Consider the following 14,316-nt stretch of genomic DNA (forward strand, 5'->3'; position numbering starts at 1 on the left):
TAGTCCTGGAAAAGAGCCGAAAAAGGCAGGGACCGTCACACCGGTGGTCGCGCCGCGAAACGGCCCGCCTTGCCGAGCACATCCGCGGCGTGGATACGCAGCGCCTGCTGGACAGCGAACTCCGCCAGATACACCCGCAGCCCGTCCACCGGCTCCAACGCGAGGTTCACCATCCGCCGGTTGGCCGTCACGGCCTCCGCCCGCAGCAGCACCAGCGCCCGCTCGACAGCCCCGTCCAACTCACCGGGCTCGACGACCTCGTCGACGAGCGCCCGCGCCTCCGGCTCAGCCGCCCGCACCCGCCGCCCGCCCAGAATGATCTGCCGGGCCAACCGGACACCGGTCACCGCCGGCAGCCGAAAGTCCGCCGCCCCCGGAACGATCCCCTCCTGCGCCGCCGGCAGACTCACGTACGCGTCCGAGGCGGCGAGCACATGGTCCACCGCGAGCAGCAGCTGCATCCCCCCACCGATCGCGAACGCGTCCACCGCCGCCACCCACGGCATGTCCGTCAACGGATAGCGCCACGACGGCTCATCCGTGCGCAACCCCACCAGCAGCTTGCGCAGATACCCCAGCTCACGCCGCAACAGGAACCCCACCAACGTGATCTCACCCGCGTGCAGACGCTTCAGATTGATCCCGGCACTGAACACCCGCCGCCCCGCATACCGCGGATGCGTCATCTCCCCGCCCCGGATCAGCCCGATCCCACACCCCTCGTCCAACAACGCCAGATCGACCGCCGTCTCCATGTCGTCGACCTGCTGCTCGTCCTCAGCGTTCAACCGGTCCGCCGCACACATCGTGATCCGAGCCACCCCGTCACGACGCTCCAGCACCGTGCTCTCCATCCGCACCACACCCGTCGCCCCAAACCCCTCCAACAACCCCAACGCCCGCTCGGTAGGCCACAGCATCGAATCCATCAGATGCCGCCCCGCCACCGGACAACGCAGCACACCGCGCAGGAACACCCCCACATCCACCTCGTACCCCAGCCGCTGCTCCACCGGCAGCGCCCGCTCCACCCGCAACTGCTCCGCCGTGGGCACCAGACCCGGCACCACCGCCCCCACCCCCGCCACCAGCTCCTCCAACCGCGGACGCCGCGTGAAACCCTCGGTCAGCCGCCCGTACAACTCCTCCGCACAACCGTCCAGAAAAGCGGTGCGCTGCGCCCGGGCCACCTCCAACTCCCGCTCCGCCACAGCCCGCTGCCCACCCGTCCACGGCCCCGGCTCGGGCAGCGGCGCCAGCAGCCGCCCCGCCCGCTCCAAACCGCCCCCGACGGCCTCCCGCAAGGCGCCCGGCGCCCGCCCGTCCGACGCGCTCACGCCGTCACCCCCTGCGCCGCCCCACCCCGGCGAAGCGTTCGATCACAGGCCGCCAGATGCGGACCCAGCGCATCCTCGAAACTCATCCACTGGGCGTCGAACGCCAGCTGGCGGCGGATCGCCAGCTCCGGACCCGACAACCGGCGCAACAGCCGCACCGCCGCGGCCAGGCTGCGCCCGGGGTCCTCGCTCACCCGGTCCACCAGGCACCGCTGAAGGGCCTCACCGGCCGTGATCGGCACCCCGAAGAGCACCGCCCGGCGCGCCGAGGCCAGCCCGAGCTGCTGGACCAGCCGGAAACCCGCCATGCCCGGCCAGGTGCCCTGCCCGTGGAAGGCCAGCAGCAGCCGCACGTCCGGCGCCACGATGCGCACGTCGCAGGCCAGCAGCAGGTCCAGTGCCACCCCGCCGCACTCCCCGCTCGCCGCCGCCAGCGTGGGCAGCCGCAGCCGCTCGAAGCGCCGCACCACCCGCTCCCACTTGGTGACGGCGGCCACGTCGGCGACCTTCGCCACCGCCTCGCCGCTCGGCGCGCCGGACACGTACAGGGTCGCGAAGTCGGCCCCGGTGGACTCCGCCTCGTCGCACAGGCCGGCCACCGCGCCGGTCAGCTCGGCCGAGATCTCCCGGCGGCCGTCCACGTGCAGCACGGGGCCCGGGGGAAGGGCGTTGACGGGCATGGCGGTCTCCCTTGCCATCGCAGTCTGCCTTGCGCTGGGTCACCACTGGATGAGCGCGGACTCGATCGTCGAACCCGGCCCCATGGTCATGAGCACCCCGTAGTCGCCCGGGCGCACCACCCCCTCCCGCAACAGCCGGTCGTAGGAGAAGAGGAACGAGCCGCTGGAGACGTTGCCGAAGTCCCGCAGCACCGTGATCGTGTGCCGCAGGTCGTGCCGGGTCAGCCCCAGGTTCACCGCGACCGCGTCGATCACCTTCTTGCCGCCGGAATGCACCAGCCAGTGCGCCACGTCGTCACGGCGCACCCGCGTGCCCGCCAGCAGCCGGTCGATCACACCCTCCACGTGCGCGCCCACCAGGTACGGGATCTGCGGATCCAGGAAGAAGCTGAACCTCCCCTGGTCGCGATCCCAGTCGTAGCGCATCGCGTCGATCGCCTCGACGACGGTGACACTGGCGGTCTTCAGGATCCGCGGCCCCTCCAGGTGGCGCCCCGACCCCTCCTCCTCGCCCCGCCCGTCCTCCCCGTCCTCCCCGTCGGCCAGGACCGCCACCGCCGCCGCGCCGTCCCCGAAGAGGCTGTTGACCACGGCCGTGCGCATCGTGGAGTCCATCGTGTACGCCGCCGAACAGGCCTCCGAGCACACCAGCACCGCCAGGCGCCCCGGATGGGCCGCCGCCCAGTTGCGCACCACGTCCAGCGCGTTGAGCCCGGCATTGCAGCCCATCCCCACGATGTCGGAACGCGCCGTGTGCCAGTCCAGCCCCAGCTCACGGATCAGCAGCGCGCTCAGACCCGGCGTGAGGAACCCGGTCGACGTCACACAGCACAGGTACGCCACCTCCGAGAGGCCCGCCCCGATCCGCTTGAGGCACAACGCCAGCGCGTCCGCCCCCAGGCTCACCGCCCACGTCTTGTGCTTCTCCAGCAGATCGCCCTGGCTCTCCCGCACCCGCCCCCCGTCCGGCCCCACCGGAGGCAGCACCAGCGAGCGCTGCTCGATCGACCCCAGCAGGAACACCGAGCGCACCTTGCGGTCCGTGATCCCGAACAGGTCCAGCAGCTCCTCCTGGGAATAGTGCTCCGGCGGCACCGCCGTACCCACCCCCACAATGCGCGGAGCCCGGTCCACCACCGCGGTCATGGCGCATCACACTCCGTTCCGACGCCCTCCTCCCACCTCCGAACACCAGCCGAACCCGACAACGACGACGACCTCATGGCGGCCCCTTCGAACCCGGCCCCCGGGCACGCACGACGAAGCCACCGCCCGGAGCGCAACGCGAAGGAACCAGCCATCCCGGCACGCCCTGCCACGGCAACGGATCCTCGAACGGATACCCGGAACACAGGGCCCTGTCTGCTCTTTCTCCTCGTTCCAGTACGCGCCCCAACCCCGGAGCCTGTCAACCGCTGACAGCCCCCGCCCCACTACACACCGTCACCAGCCGCCGAAGGCGCCCACCAGCACGGCAGACACCACCACCACCCGCGCCAAGCGCCCCCGCGGCACGCCCACGACGACCGCGCAAGGGTCATGTCGCAAACCTGCCAGCCAAAGCGTCAGGAAACTTGCCATCCTGTCACGGTGCATGGAGACAGGGAGCGGTGTATCCGGGCGGTGCAGTCCAAGGACGCCCGATTCGACGGCTGGTTCTTCACCGCCGTCCTGACGACGAAGATCTACTGCCGGCCCAGCTGCCCGGTGGTGCCGCCCAAGCCGCAGAACATGAACTTCTACCCCAGCTCGGCAGCCGCCCAGCAAGCGGGCTTCAGAGCCTGCAAACGCTGCCGCCCCGACGCCGCACCCGGCTCCCCGGCCTGGAACGAACGCGCCGACCTGGTGGCACGGGCGATGCGACTGATCCGCGACGGCGTCGTCGACCGCGACGGCGTGTCCGGCCTGGCCGCCCGCCTCGGCTACAGCACCCGGCAGATCGAACGCCAGCTCGGCGCCGAACTCGGCGCCGGCCCCATCGCCCTCGCCCGCGCCCAACGCGCCCAGGCCGCCCGGCTGCTGATCGAGACCAGCGCCATGCCGATGTCCGACATCGCCTTCGCCGCCGGCTTCTCCTCCGTCCGCTCCTTCAACGACACCGTGCGCGAAGTCTTCGGACTCTCCCCGACCGAACTGCGCCGCCGCAGCCGCCCCGAGAGCATCGCCGGGACGATGTCACTGCGCCTGCCCTTCCGCGCCCCCCTGTGCCCGGACAACCTGTTCGGACACCTCGTGGCCACCTCCGTCCCCGGCGTGGAGGAATGGCGCTCCGGCGCCTACCGGCGCACCCTGCGCCTGCCACACGGACACGGCATCGCCGAACTGCGCCCCACCGGCGGGCCCTTCATCGACTGCCGGCTCAACCTCTCCGACATGCGGGACCTGACCACGGCGATCAACCGCTGCCGCCGGCTGCTGGACCTGGACGCCGACCCCACCGCGATCGACGAACTGCTCGGCGAGGACCCACTGCTCGCGCCGATGGTCCGCAAGAACCCCGGACGCCGGGTCCCGCAGACCGTGGACGGCGCGGAGTTCGCGATCCGCACGATGCTCGGCCAGCAGGTCTCCACCGCCGCCGCGCGCACCCACACGGCCCGCCTGGTGGCCGCCCACGGAGAGGAGGTCACCGACCCCGACGGCGGCCTCACCCACCTCTTCCCCACCCCCGCCGCCCTGGCCCAGGCGGCCCCGGCCACCCTGGCCTTCCCGCAAAAACGCCGGGAGGCCTTCCTCGTCCTCGCCACGGCCCTGGCCGACGGCTCGATCGACCTGGACGTCGGCAGCGACTGGCAGCAGGCCCGCGAGCAACTGGCCGCCCTGCCGGGCGTCGGGCCGTGGACGGTGGAGATGATCGCCATGCGCGCCCTGGGGGACCCGGACGCCTTCACCCCCACCGACCTCGGGATCAAACTCGCCGCCGCCGGCCTGGGCCTGCCCACCACCCCGTCCGCGCTGACCGGCTGCGCCGCGCGGTGGCGGCCCTGGCGCGCCTACGCGGTGCAGCACCTGTGGGCCACCGGCGACCATCCGATCAACCTGATGCCGACCGCCGACGTCGTCGCCCCCCTGGGCCGCGACGCGCGCTCACCGCGGTGAACCCCCAGTCCTCTGTCCGTCCCTGCTACCGATCCAGGTGAACCATGACCACGCGCGCCGTGCCCCTGCCGCGCACCCATGTCGTCGTCGACAGCCCGTACGGCCCGCTGACCCTGGTGGCCGAGGGGAGTGAACTCGTGGGCCTGTGCATGGAGGGCCAGCGGCACCGGCCGGAGGAGTCCACGTTCGGGGTCCGTCTGCCGGAGCCGGACCAGGCGCCGTTCGCGGAGACGGCCCTTCAGCTGGAGGAGTACTTCGCCGGCCGGCGCGACGCCTTCGACCTGCCGTTGAAGCTGCACGGCACCGAATTCCAGAAGCTGGTCTGGGCGGCGCTGTGCGAGATCCCGTACGGGCAGACCTGGACGTACGGCGAGCTGGCCGTGCACCTGGGGCGGCCGACGGGGGCCCGGGCGGTCGGGCTCGCCAACGGGAAGAACCCGATCGGGGTCATCGTGCCCTGCCACCGGGTCATCGGGTCCGACGGCAGCCTCACCGGCTACGGCGGCGGCCTGCACCGCAAGCAGCTGCTGCTGGAGCACGAGCGGGCGCTGCAGGGCGGTCCGAGGGGGGAGCAGGCGGCGTTCTTCTGAGGGCGCTTTCGCGGGGCCGGCCGGGCGCGGGTGCGCCCGGCCGGCCGGGTTTCACGCGCGGGCCGCGCCGGCGGGGGAGGGGCCGGGGTCGTGGGCCCGCGGTCGCTTTCCTCTCGTGGAAGAACCCGGCGGCCCTGCTGTCCGGGGGTGTCGGCAGGGCCGCCGGGCGGTCTCGGGGCCCGTGTGCCGGCCGGGGGCCGGCGCACGGGGTGCGCGGTGCGCGAGGGGCCGGGGGCGTCAGACCCGGTCGGTCACAGGTCCACGGTGACGCCGTACGACTGGAGCCAGGCGTTGAGCGAGAGCGGGACCTCCAGGTCGATGCGGGTGATCTGGGTGCTCTCGGAGCCGATGGGGCGGCTCAGGCGCTCCTGGACGCGCTTGCGGTCCAGCAGCGGCAGGATGGGCGCCGTACCGTCGGCGAGGACCTCCGCCAGCCGGTCGCGCAGCTTCATCTCGTACCCGGAGTCCTGGGTGCTCGGATAGGGGGCCTTGACGCGCTCCACGATGGACTGGGGCAGGACGTCGCGGGTGGCCGCGCGCAGCAGGCTCTTCTCCCGGCCGTCGAACGTCTTCATCGCCCACGGGGTGTTGAAGACGTACTCGACGAGCCGGTGGTCGCAGAACGGGACGCGCACCTCCAGGCCCACGGCCATGCTCATGCGGTCCTTGCGGTCCAGGAGGGTGTTCACGAAGCGGGTGAGGTTGAGGTAGCCGAGCTCGCGCATCCGCTTCTCCAGGCCGTCCTGGCCGGGCAGGACGGGCACCTCGGCGATCGCCTCGTGGTAGCTCTGGCGCCGGCGCCCGGGGATGTCCAGGCGCCCCAGCAGACCGCCGTCGAACAGCGGGGTGCCGTCGTAGAAGGGGCCCGGCGTGCTGGTGAGCCAGGGGAAGGTCTCGGCGGTGAGGACCCCCGGGTCGTGGAACCAGCTGTAGCCGCCGAAGAGTTCGTCGGCCGACTCGCCGGACAGGGCGACGGTGGAGCGCTCGCGCACGGCGCGGAAGAGCAGGTACAGGGAGGGCCACATGTCCCCGTACCAGACGGGGGGCAGGTCGGTGGCGGCCAGGACGGCGGCGCGGATCGCCGGGTCGCTCAGGTCGTCGCTGTCGAGGAGGATCTCCTTGTGGTCCGCCTTGACGAGTTCGGCGAGGTCGCGCACGAACGGCGCGTCGGGGGTGCTGCGCAGGGGGTCGGGCACGAAGTTCTCGGCGGCGCCGACGAAGTCGACGGAGAAGGAGCGCACCGGGCCGGCGCCCTCCTTCCTGAGGGCCTTGGCGGCCAGCGCGGTGACGGCCGAGGAGTCCAGGCCGCCGGACAGCAGGCTGCACAGCGGGACGTCGGAGATCAGCTGGCGGGAGACGATGTCCTCCAGCAGCTCGCGCACGGTGGAGATCGTCTCGTCCAGGGAGTCGGTGTGCTCCTTGGCCTCCAGCGCCCAGTACCGGTGCTTGGTCAGGCCCTGGCGGCGCACCCGCACGACATGTCCGGGGCGGACCTCGGACATGCCGGTGAAGATGGCGTGCTCGGGGGTCTTGACCATGTCCAGGATCTCGCGCAGGCCGTCGGCGTTCACCCGCCGCGGGATCTCGGGATTGGCCAGGATCACCTTGGGCTCCGAACCGAAGAGGACCCCGTCGGCGGTGGGGAAGTAGTAGAGCGGCTTCACGCCCATGCGGTCGCGCACCAGGAGCAGCTCCTCGCTGCGGATGTCCCAGATGCCGAACGCGAACATGCCGTTGAGCCGCTCGACCATGCCCTGGCCCCACTCCAGGTAGGCGCGCAGGACCACCTCGGTGTCGCTCCGGGTGCGGAAGCGGTGGCCGCGGGAGAGGAGCTCGGAGCGCAGCTCCCGGTAGTTGTAGATCTCGCCGCTGAAGGTCAGGACGGCCAGCGGGCGGCCGTCCTCCTCCGCGACCATCGGCTGGCGGCCACCCTCCAGATCGATGACGGAAAGCCTGCGGTGGCCGATCGCCGCGTGGGGGGCGAACCAGACACCGCAGGCGTCCGGGCCCCGGCAGGCCATGGTCTCGGTCATGGCGTCCATCGTGGTGCGTTCGAGTGTCAGGTCACGCTCGAAGTCCACCCAGCCGACTATGCCGCACATGCGTGTTGTCCTCTCCGTAAGGTGGTGACGCCGGGCCGCGGCCCGCCGGCCGCGGCGAGGGCGCCGGGATCCCGCGGCGAAACGGGACCCCGGGCGCCTCGGGGAAGATCGGGAAGAACCGGGTCTCGACGCTCGCTCAGGAGCGCTCCGCGCTCGGCCAGGTCAGGCCGCGGACGAAGTGGACCGCCACGGCCACGACCATCAGGGCGGCCGTGATGCCGCCCAGGGTCATGACGGTGGACGGGGAAGCGCGGTCCACGATGCTCCCGCCGACCAGCGCGCCGAGCGAGATCGTCGCCTGGAAGGAGGCGGTGAACAGCACCGAGGCCGCCTCGGGAGCGTGCGGGGCGGCCTTGGAGAACCAGGTCTGGGACGACACGGGCACCGCCCCGTAGGCGACGCCCCAGACGACCAGCAGGGCCACCGCGCCGACGTTCGAGCCGCCCAGGACGGGCAGCAGCAGCGTGGCGCAGGCGAGCAGGGCGGCCGCGGCGCCGAAGCCGGCGCGCGGGCGCCGGGCCACCAGCGAGCTGCCGAGGAAGTTGCCGGCGATCCCCGCCGCCCCGTAGACCAGCAGGAAGACGGTGATCAGCGTGGAACTCGCGTGGGTGACCCGCTCCAGGAACGGCGTCACATAGGTGTACGCCCCGAAGTGGGCCAGCACGACGAGGAAAGTCAGCAGCATCGCGAAGCGGGTGTTCACGCTACGGAACATCCCGCCCAGCACGCTCAGCCGGGTCGTCTCGATCGGCGGCAGCGGCGGCATGACCACCAGCAGCATCACCAGCACGCCGACGGTCAGCACGCCCATGACGACGAACGCCATCCGCCAGCCCGCCACGTCGCCGATGAACGTGCCCACCGGGACCCCGAGCACCGACCCCAGCGGGACGGCCGAGAAGATCACCGAGACGGCCCGGCCGACCTTCTGCGCCGGCACCAGACGGTCGGCCAGACCGGCCCCGATCGACCAGAACCCGCCGATGGTGATGCCCACCATCACACGCGAGACCAGAACCAGCCAGTACTCCGGCGCCACCGCCGCCAGACCGTTCGCCAGGGCCAGCAGCGCCATGAAGACGCACAGCATCAACCGGCGGTCGATGCGCGCCGTCGCCACCGTGACCACGGGCGCCGAGATTGCCGCCAGGAATCCGGGCATCGTCATCATCAGCCCGGCCATCCCGTCGGAGATGGTGAAGCTGGAACCGATCGAAGTCAGAAGGCCGATCGGCAGGATCTCGGTCGTGACGATCGAGAAAATCCCCAGCACTACCGATAGCACGGCGAGCCACTCGATCAGCGGAGACCGGACCGGTAGGCCGGTCCCGCCGGGTTGCGCAGTGGCGGTAGTTGTCGAGGCCATCAATTCCATCCTGTGAAGGGCCCTTCGGTGCCAGGCCAGTCCAGCAGGTCCACCGGCCAGAGGCTGGCAGCTTTCCGACATCACCCTTACGAGGGGCCGTCGGCCGGCCCCGCACTTCAACACCACTGCCCCGCAAGCAGGTTGACCCCACAGGTCACAGGGCGCGCACCAAACCGGGCGACCGGCGCCCCCCACCCGCCCGAACAGGTGCCACGTCGGCCAACACGCGGGCAAGCCGCCAGTGGAAATAGCCGTCCGAGGCCGCCGTACACCGATGCCATGCTGAACTCCCCACTCCCCGTCAGATACCGGAATCGACCCGTATCGCAACATTTCGCGGATACTCCGGCAAAATCGCATTGACCCGGAACAGTCCGGACCGCGACGATATGGGCCATACCGATATCTATGGCCTCAGTTTTCGCCACGGGAATCTCCAGCGGCATCCCCCCCCCGCACGGCCGCCACCCTGCGCCGCCACTTCAGCCGCACCATGGGCGTACCACCCCACTCCTACCCCCGCTGGTTCCGCGGCCGAGGCCACAGCAACCGGAACCCCGCCCCCTCCACCTGACGGCCACCCCGAGGCCCCCACCCCCGACCCGGTGACACCGCCCCCGCCGACAGGACACACTGACGCCCCCGAACACCCACACCCGCGAACGGAGAACGCCCCCGTGAACCACCAGGACCCACCCACAACGGCGGCGCCCGCCCCCCTGCCCGAGGCCTTCTACCGCGAACTGGGCCCCGACCGCTTCGCCGCCACCACCGCCACCGCAGGCCCCTGGAGCCCCCACACCCAGCACGCCGGCCCGCCCTGCGCCCTGCTCGGCCGGGCCCTGCACCACCACGACCCACGCCCCGGCCTGCGGATCGCCCGCGTCACCGTCGACCTACCCAGGCCCGTACCCGTCGGCGAACTCCACGTGAGCGTACGGACCCTGCGCTCGGGCCGGCGCGCCGAACTCCTCGAAGGCGAGATCACCAGCGACGGCCGCACCGTCCTACTGGCCCGCGCCTGGCGCCTGGCCACCAGCCCGCCGGACACCCCGGTGCTGCGCCCCGCCCCGCCGCCCCCGCCCCCGCCGCTGCCCGGCGCGCAGCGGCCGCACACCATGGCCGGCGCCCACCTGGACGGCTACATCGCGGCCATGGAGTGGCGCTTTCAGCCGGGCGGGGGCTTCGACGTCATGGGGCCCGGCACGGTGTGGGCGCGTCAGCGCATCCCGCTGATCGCCGGGCGCGAGGACACGGCACTGACCCGCGCGCTGGTCCTGGCGGACAGCAACTGGGCCGTCGCCTTCGAACTCGACCACCACAAGCGGTTCGTGATCAACACCGACGTCACGCTCGTGCTGCACCGCGACCCGGTGGGGCCGTGGCTGTGCCTGCGCTCGGACACGGCGGCCGGCCCCGACGGCTCGGGCCTGGCCCGCGGGTGGCTGGCCGACACCGCGGGGGAGTGCGGCCTGGTACTGCAGACCCTGCTGGTCGATGAACGCTGAACGCTGAGCGCACCGCACCGGCGCCGGCCCCGGCGGTGCGCGAAGGCACCGCCGGGGCCGGCGCCGGGCGCCTGGGAGCGCGGGCTGGCTCGGCCAGTGGACCAGCAGTTTGCGCGGCCGCGGAAGGAGATGTTGGCGGGGGAAGTCGAATCACCGCCGCCGTCACCGACTCACCCACCGCCTCACAATCACTCCAACAATTCGTCAACTCCAGCCCCTGGGACTGGGAACCCGTCCGCCGTGAACTCGCCCGTTGGACCGAAACACGACTACGCCTCCAAGCCTGGACGATCGCCACCACCGTCCTGCCCAAACGCGGAGACCACTCCTGCGGAGTACACCGACGCTTCGTCCCCCACCTCGGCCGAACCGTCAACTGCCAAGGAGGAATAGGCCTCTTCCTCTCCAACGGAACACAATCCGTACCCGTCGACCGGCGCCTGCACCTGCCACGGGACTGGTCACTACCCTGCCTCCGCAGACGCGCCCGCGTCCCCCACGAAGCCAGGCCCCTCCCCAGGTGGGTCGATGCCGTCGACATGGCCGACCGACTCAAACGAACCGCCACCATGGCCCCGTCCCACTCGTCGGCGACATCCACCACATCCGCGACAGCACCGAAGCCGAAGACCTGCTACGCCTCCTGGCACGGCACACCCACGACTTCGTCCTCGCCGTCCCCGGCAACCTCCCGGTCCTGCCCTCGTCGACTGCCACGCCGGCACCGGCGACGCGGTACGCGAACTGGCACAGGACTTCGGCCTCCAGGACTTCGAAGGCCGCTCCTACCCGGGCTGGCACCACTACATGACCCTGATGTCCGCCGCCTACGCCTACCGGAGACTCGCCGACACCGACTGACCCCAGCCCTATCCGGCCCCGGACCCGCGCCTCGTCGGGCAGTCGAGGAACGACCAAAGGCCACCGCCCCATCCCGCCCGGGGGCCGACCCACCAGCCGGCCTCCGGGCCGACACCTCACCCATGTTCGATTGAAAATTCCCATATCCCATTGATAACGTGCCCGAGTGACGCTCAGTACACTCGAAACACTGCGACTCACCATCGCCGCGATCCGCCAACGCACCGGAGAGAGCCAACGCGAGCTCGCCGCCGCCGTCGGCCTGACCCAGGACAAAGTGTCCCGCCGCCAGTCCGGCGCACAACCGTGGTCCCTGGACGAAGTCGACACCCTCGCCACCCACTGGGGCATGCACCCACTCGACCTCCTCGCCGGCCCCACCCACGCCGCCCAAACCCTCACCTGGCCCCCCCACACCACCACCACGAACACCACCACCCCACCACCGGCGCCGACCACCGGAGCCGAACAGCCCCCAGCCCCACACAACAAGCAACCGCCCACCGCCGCGGCCCTCGTCGACATCCCCAACACCGACTACGACCGAGCCCCGGACGGCCAACCCGCCGCCCACCCCGCCGCACCCTGCGAACAGTGCGGCCGCCCGGTATCCCACCGCATCGACGGCCGCCCCCTCCACCTCGGCGGCTGGTGCACCCCCCAGACAGCCCCCGCAGCCCAGGCCGCCACGCCACCCCAAGCCACTGCGCCCCGCCCGGCTCCGCAGCCGGCGCCCACGGCCGAGTTCCGCTCGGAGTACGCCGGCACCGGTCGCGAGCTCGGCTTCTACCTCGACATGATCACCTCGGCCGTCGAACAGGCCCTGGAAGAACACAGCGGTGACACCGAAGCCGCGAGCGCGGCGCTGGAGAAGAAGGCCATCCCGAACGGCATGGAGCTCTTCGACAAGACCCGGGTCGGCGCGGTGTACGAGCACACGGCCTACCCGGAGCGCCTGGAGTTCCTCTCCAAGAAGTCCCGCAACGGCGCGGACGAGGTCTGGGAGGGCCGCCACAAGTGGGAGAACGCCCCACTCATGGCCCAGCTGAAGGCCGGCACCCTCGCCGAGGTCCAGGTGGACGTCCTGGACACCAACGCCGCCTACTGCGCGGCGCTGAAGACCCACCTGCCGATCGGCGCGCTCCAGCACCGCCCCGACGGCGGCTGGGACCCGAAGCGCTCCGGCGTCTACCTGCTCCCCGCCCGCCCCGTCTGGGAGCACCCGCACCTGCCCGACCCGATCGGCAACCGGCACGAGAGCGGCCCGGTGCTCCTGGACGAGGCCACCGTGCGCCTGCTGATCCGCTGCCACAAGCTCGGCCTCGCCGAAGCCCCGCACATCACCGAGGCCTGGACCTCTGGGGCCAGCGAGGGCCTGCTGGAGAAGTTCCGCCGCGTCCTCACCACCGCCCGGGACAACGCCATCCACGACGGCGACCCGGTCACCGAGAGGTACGTCAAGGCCATCTACGCCAAGTTCGCCTCCACCATCGGCGAATCCACCTACAACCGCGACATCCGCCGCCCCGACTGGATGCACATCATCCGCTCCCAGGCGTTCGCGAACCTCTGGTACAAGGCCCACCGCGCCCACCAGGCGGGCCTGACGATCGTCCGGCTGCGGGGGACCGACGAACTCCACCTCACCGGCGGCGAATGGCGGAAGATCCCCGGCCGCGATGGCGGTGCCTTCGCAGAAGGCCGCCTCGCCACCCAGTTGAAGCTCAAGGACCAGTACACCCTGCCCCCGAACAGGAAGCGGAGCGCCTGAGCCGTGTCGACCGACGGATGGAAGAACTTCGGCCGTTACGGTGCGGACCGCGACCCCGGGAACGTCCACGGGAAGATCGCCTTCGGCCGGGCCCTCGAAGACGCCCTGGAACGCATGATCGTCGAAGGCGGCATCAAGTCCCCACCGAGCACCCGCCGCGGCCTGATCGCCCGCATGCGCTACCTCATGACCCACAAGGGCGGTACTCAAGCGCTCGCCGACACCGGCATCACCGTCACTCCCGCCACCATCCGTGCCTGGAGCAAAGGCACCCAGCGTCCCCGCCCCGCGAACCTGGAGGCGATCGACACCGCCTACTGGAACCTGCGCGCCGTCAACGTCCTGAAGAATCACGCGGCCCTCAAAGCCCACTTCGACAACAGGGGCCGCGGAACCAAGGTCGAGATCCACCCCATCAACCAGGACGTCGTCGACGAGCCCCGCCGCCGCGACAATTTGCGCATCCGCTCGCTCCAGGTTCGCTACGTCTGGGCCGACGCCGTCGACGCTCTCATCACCGGGGACCTCGACGTCCTCGAAGGCATCTGGGACGACATCATCGCGGACCTCGATTCCGACTGGGGCGCCTACACATACGTTTCCCATATCGGGCTCGGCGCCTGAGACTTCGGGTTGGGGTGATGGAGTTTTCGCATGAGGCGGATGGGGGAATCGACGGAGGTTCCCTTCGGGATCTCATCGCCAGTGGACTAGACCATACAATGAGTCACCTACCTGCAGATCTCCTACTGAGAGTGACATGACAGTAGGTCACATAACGTCAGACCCATACCCCGCTCCTCCCAGTTAGCTGGCGCACGGAGTGCGCTTGGCCCGAAGGGCCCCCGGCGCAAATGCGCCGGAACTCACAGCAACTCGACTGGCATCCTTCGCAGTTGGCCAGCGCACGGAGTGCGCTTGTTTGACGCACGGAGTGCGTCAAACATCTTTGGCCTAGGCGGCGCGGAGCGACGCTCCTTACAATCCGGAGTTGCGCCCCGG

The 14,316-nt window shown here is 71.1% G+C and carries 10 protein-coding genes and 1 pseudogene; 6 read left to right on the top strand and 5 right to left on the bottom strand.

Going from position 1 to position 14,316, the window contains the following annotated elements; translation table 11 throughout:
• Nucleotides 1-35: 35 nt before the first annotated feature.
• From dpgC to dpgA, 3 genes are read right to left on the bottom strand one after another with little or no spacing between them, the layout of a single operon-like run.
• On the bottom strand, nucleotides 36-1,337 hold the full coding sequence (dpgC, locus tag QWJ13_RS34010; protein WP_316529585.1) for a (3,5-dihydroxyphenyl)acetyl-CoA 1,2-dioxygenase DpgC: 1,302 nt from the start codon (nucleotides 1,335-1,337) through the stop codon (nucleotides 36-38).
• Entirely contained in the window at nucleotides 1,334-2,017 is a 684-nt protein-coding gene (gene dpgB, locus QWJ13_RS34015) for an enoyl-CoA-hydratase DpgB (RefSeq protein ID WP_316529587.1), read from the bottom strand. Before dpgB ends, dpgC begins: the two co-directional genes overlap by 4 nt.
• 39 nt (nucleotides 2,018-2,056) lie before the next feature.
• Nucleotides 2,057-3,163 carry a 3,5-dihydroxyphenylacetyl-CoA synthase DpgA gene (gene dpgA, locus QWJ13_RS34020; RefSeq protein WP_316529589.1) on the bottom strand — a complete coding sequence of 369 codons (1,107 nt, stop codon included), beginning with the start codon at nucleotides 3,161-3,163 and terminating at the stop codon, nucleotides 2,057-2,059.
• 444 nt (nucleotides 3,164-3,607) lie between these two features.
• Here dpgA and QWJ13_RS34025 point away from each other — a divergent pair, with 444 nt between their 5' ends.
• Nucleotides 3,608-5,116, top strand: coding sequence for a DNA-3-methyladenine glycosylase 2 family protein (locus tag QWJ13_RS34025; RefSeq protein ID WP_316529592.1), 1,509 nt, complete (start codon nucleotides 3,608-3,610; stop codon nucleotides 5,114-5,116).
• A 44-nt stretch (nucleotides 5,117-5,160) separates the two neighbouring features.
• Nucleotides 5,161-5,706 carry a methylated-DNA--[protein]-cysteine S-methyltransferase gene (locus QWJ13_RS34030; RefSeq protein WP_316529594.1) on the top strand — a complete coding sequence of 182 codons (546 nt, stop codon included), beginning with the start codon at nucleotides 5,161-5,163 and terminating at the stop codon, nucleotides 5,704-5,706.
• Between the two features lie 251 nt (nucleotides 5,707-5,957).
• On the opposite strand, the gene asnB is transcribed toward QWJ13_RS34030, so the two are convergent.
• Together asnB and QWJ13_RS34040 are read right to left on the bottom strand one after the other, a co-directional pair.
• Nucleotides 5,958-7,808 (bottom strand): asparagine synthase (glutamine-hydrolyzing), encoded by a 1,851-nt coding sequence (gene asnB / locus QWJ13_RS34035; RefSeq protein ID WP_316529595.1) that lies wholly within the window; start codon nucleotides 7,806-7,808, stop codon nucleotides 5,958-5,960.
• 136 nt (nucleotides 7,809-7,944) lie between these two features.
• On the bottom strand, nucleotides 7,945-9,174 hold the full coding sequence (locus QWJ13_RS34040) for an MFS transporter (protein WP_316529597.1): 1,230 nt from the start codon (nucleotides 9,172-9,174) through the stop codon (nucleotides 7,945-7,947).
• 677 nt (nucleotides 9,175-9,851) lie between these two features.
• Between QWJ13_RS34040 and QWJ13_RS34045 the strand changes: the two genes are divergently transcribed.
• The 4 genes and pseudogenes from QWJ13_RS34045 (at nucleotide 9,852) to QWJ13_RS34065 (ending at nucleotide 13,938) form a co-directional block, all read left to right on the top strand.
• Nucleotides 9,852-10,682 (top strand): thioesterase family protein, encoded by an 831-nt coding sequence (locus tag QWJ13_RS34045; RefSeq protein ID WP_316529599.1) that lies wholly within the window; start codon nucleotides 9,852-9,854, stop codon nucleotides 10,680-10,682.
• Between the two features lie 146 nt (nucleotides 10,683-10,828).
• Nucleotides 10,829-11,543 (top strand): annotated as a pseudogene (locus QWJ13_RS34470) (IS701 family transposase); the annotation flags it as partial.
• Nucleotides 11,544-11,709: 166 nt separating this feature from the next.
• Nucleotides 11,710-13,314: a helix-turn-helix transcriptional regulator gene (locus tag QWJ13_RS34060; RefSeq protein ID WP_316529601.1), complete on the top strand. Its 1,605-nt coding sequence runs from the start codon at nucleotides 11,710-11,712 to the stop codon at nucleotides 13,312-13,314.
• 3 nt (nucleotides 13,315-13,317) lie between these two features.
• On the top strand, nucleotides 13,318-13,938 hold the full coding sequence (locus QWJ13_RS34065) for a hypothetical protein (RefSeq protein WP_316529603.1): 621 nt from the start codon (nucleotides 13,318-13,320) through the stop codon (nucleotides 13,936-13,938).
• Nucleotides 13,939-14,316: the final 378 nt, after the last annotated feature.

The organism is Kitasatospora brasiliensis, assembly GCF_032654805.1.
Classification (GTDB): domain Bacteria; phylum Actinomycetota; class Actinomycetes; order Streptomycetales; family Streptomycetaceae; genus Kitasatospora; species Kitasatospora brasiliensis.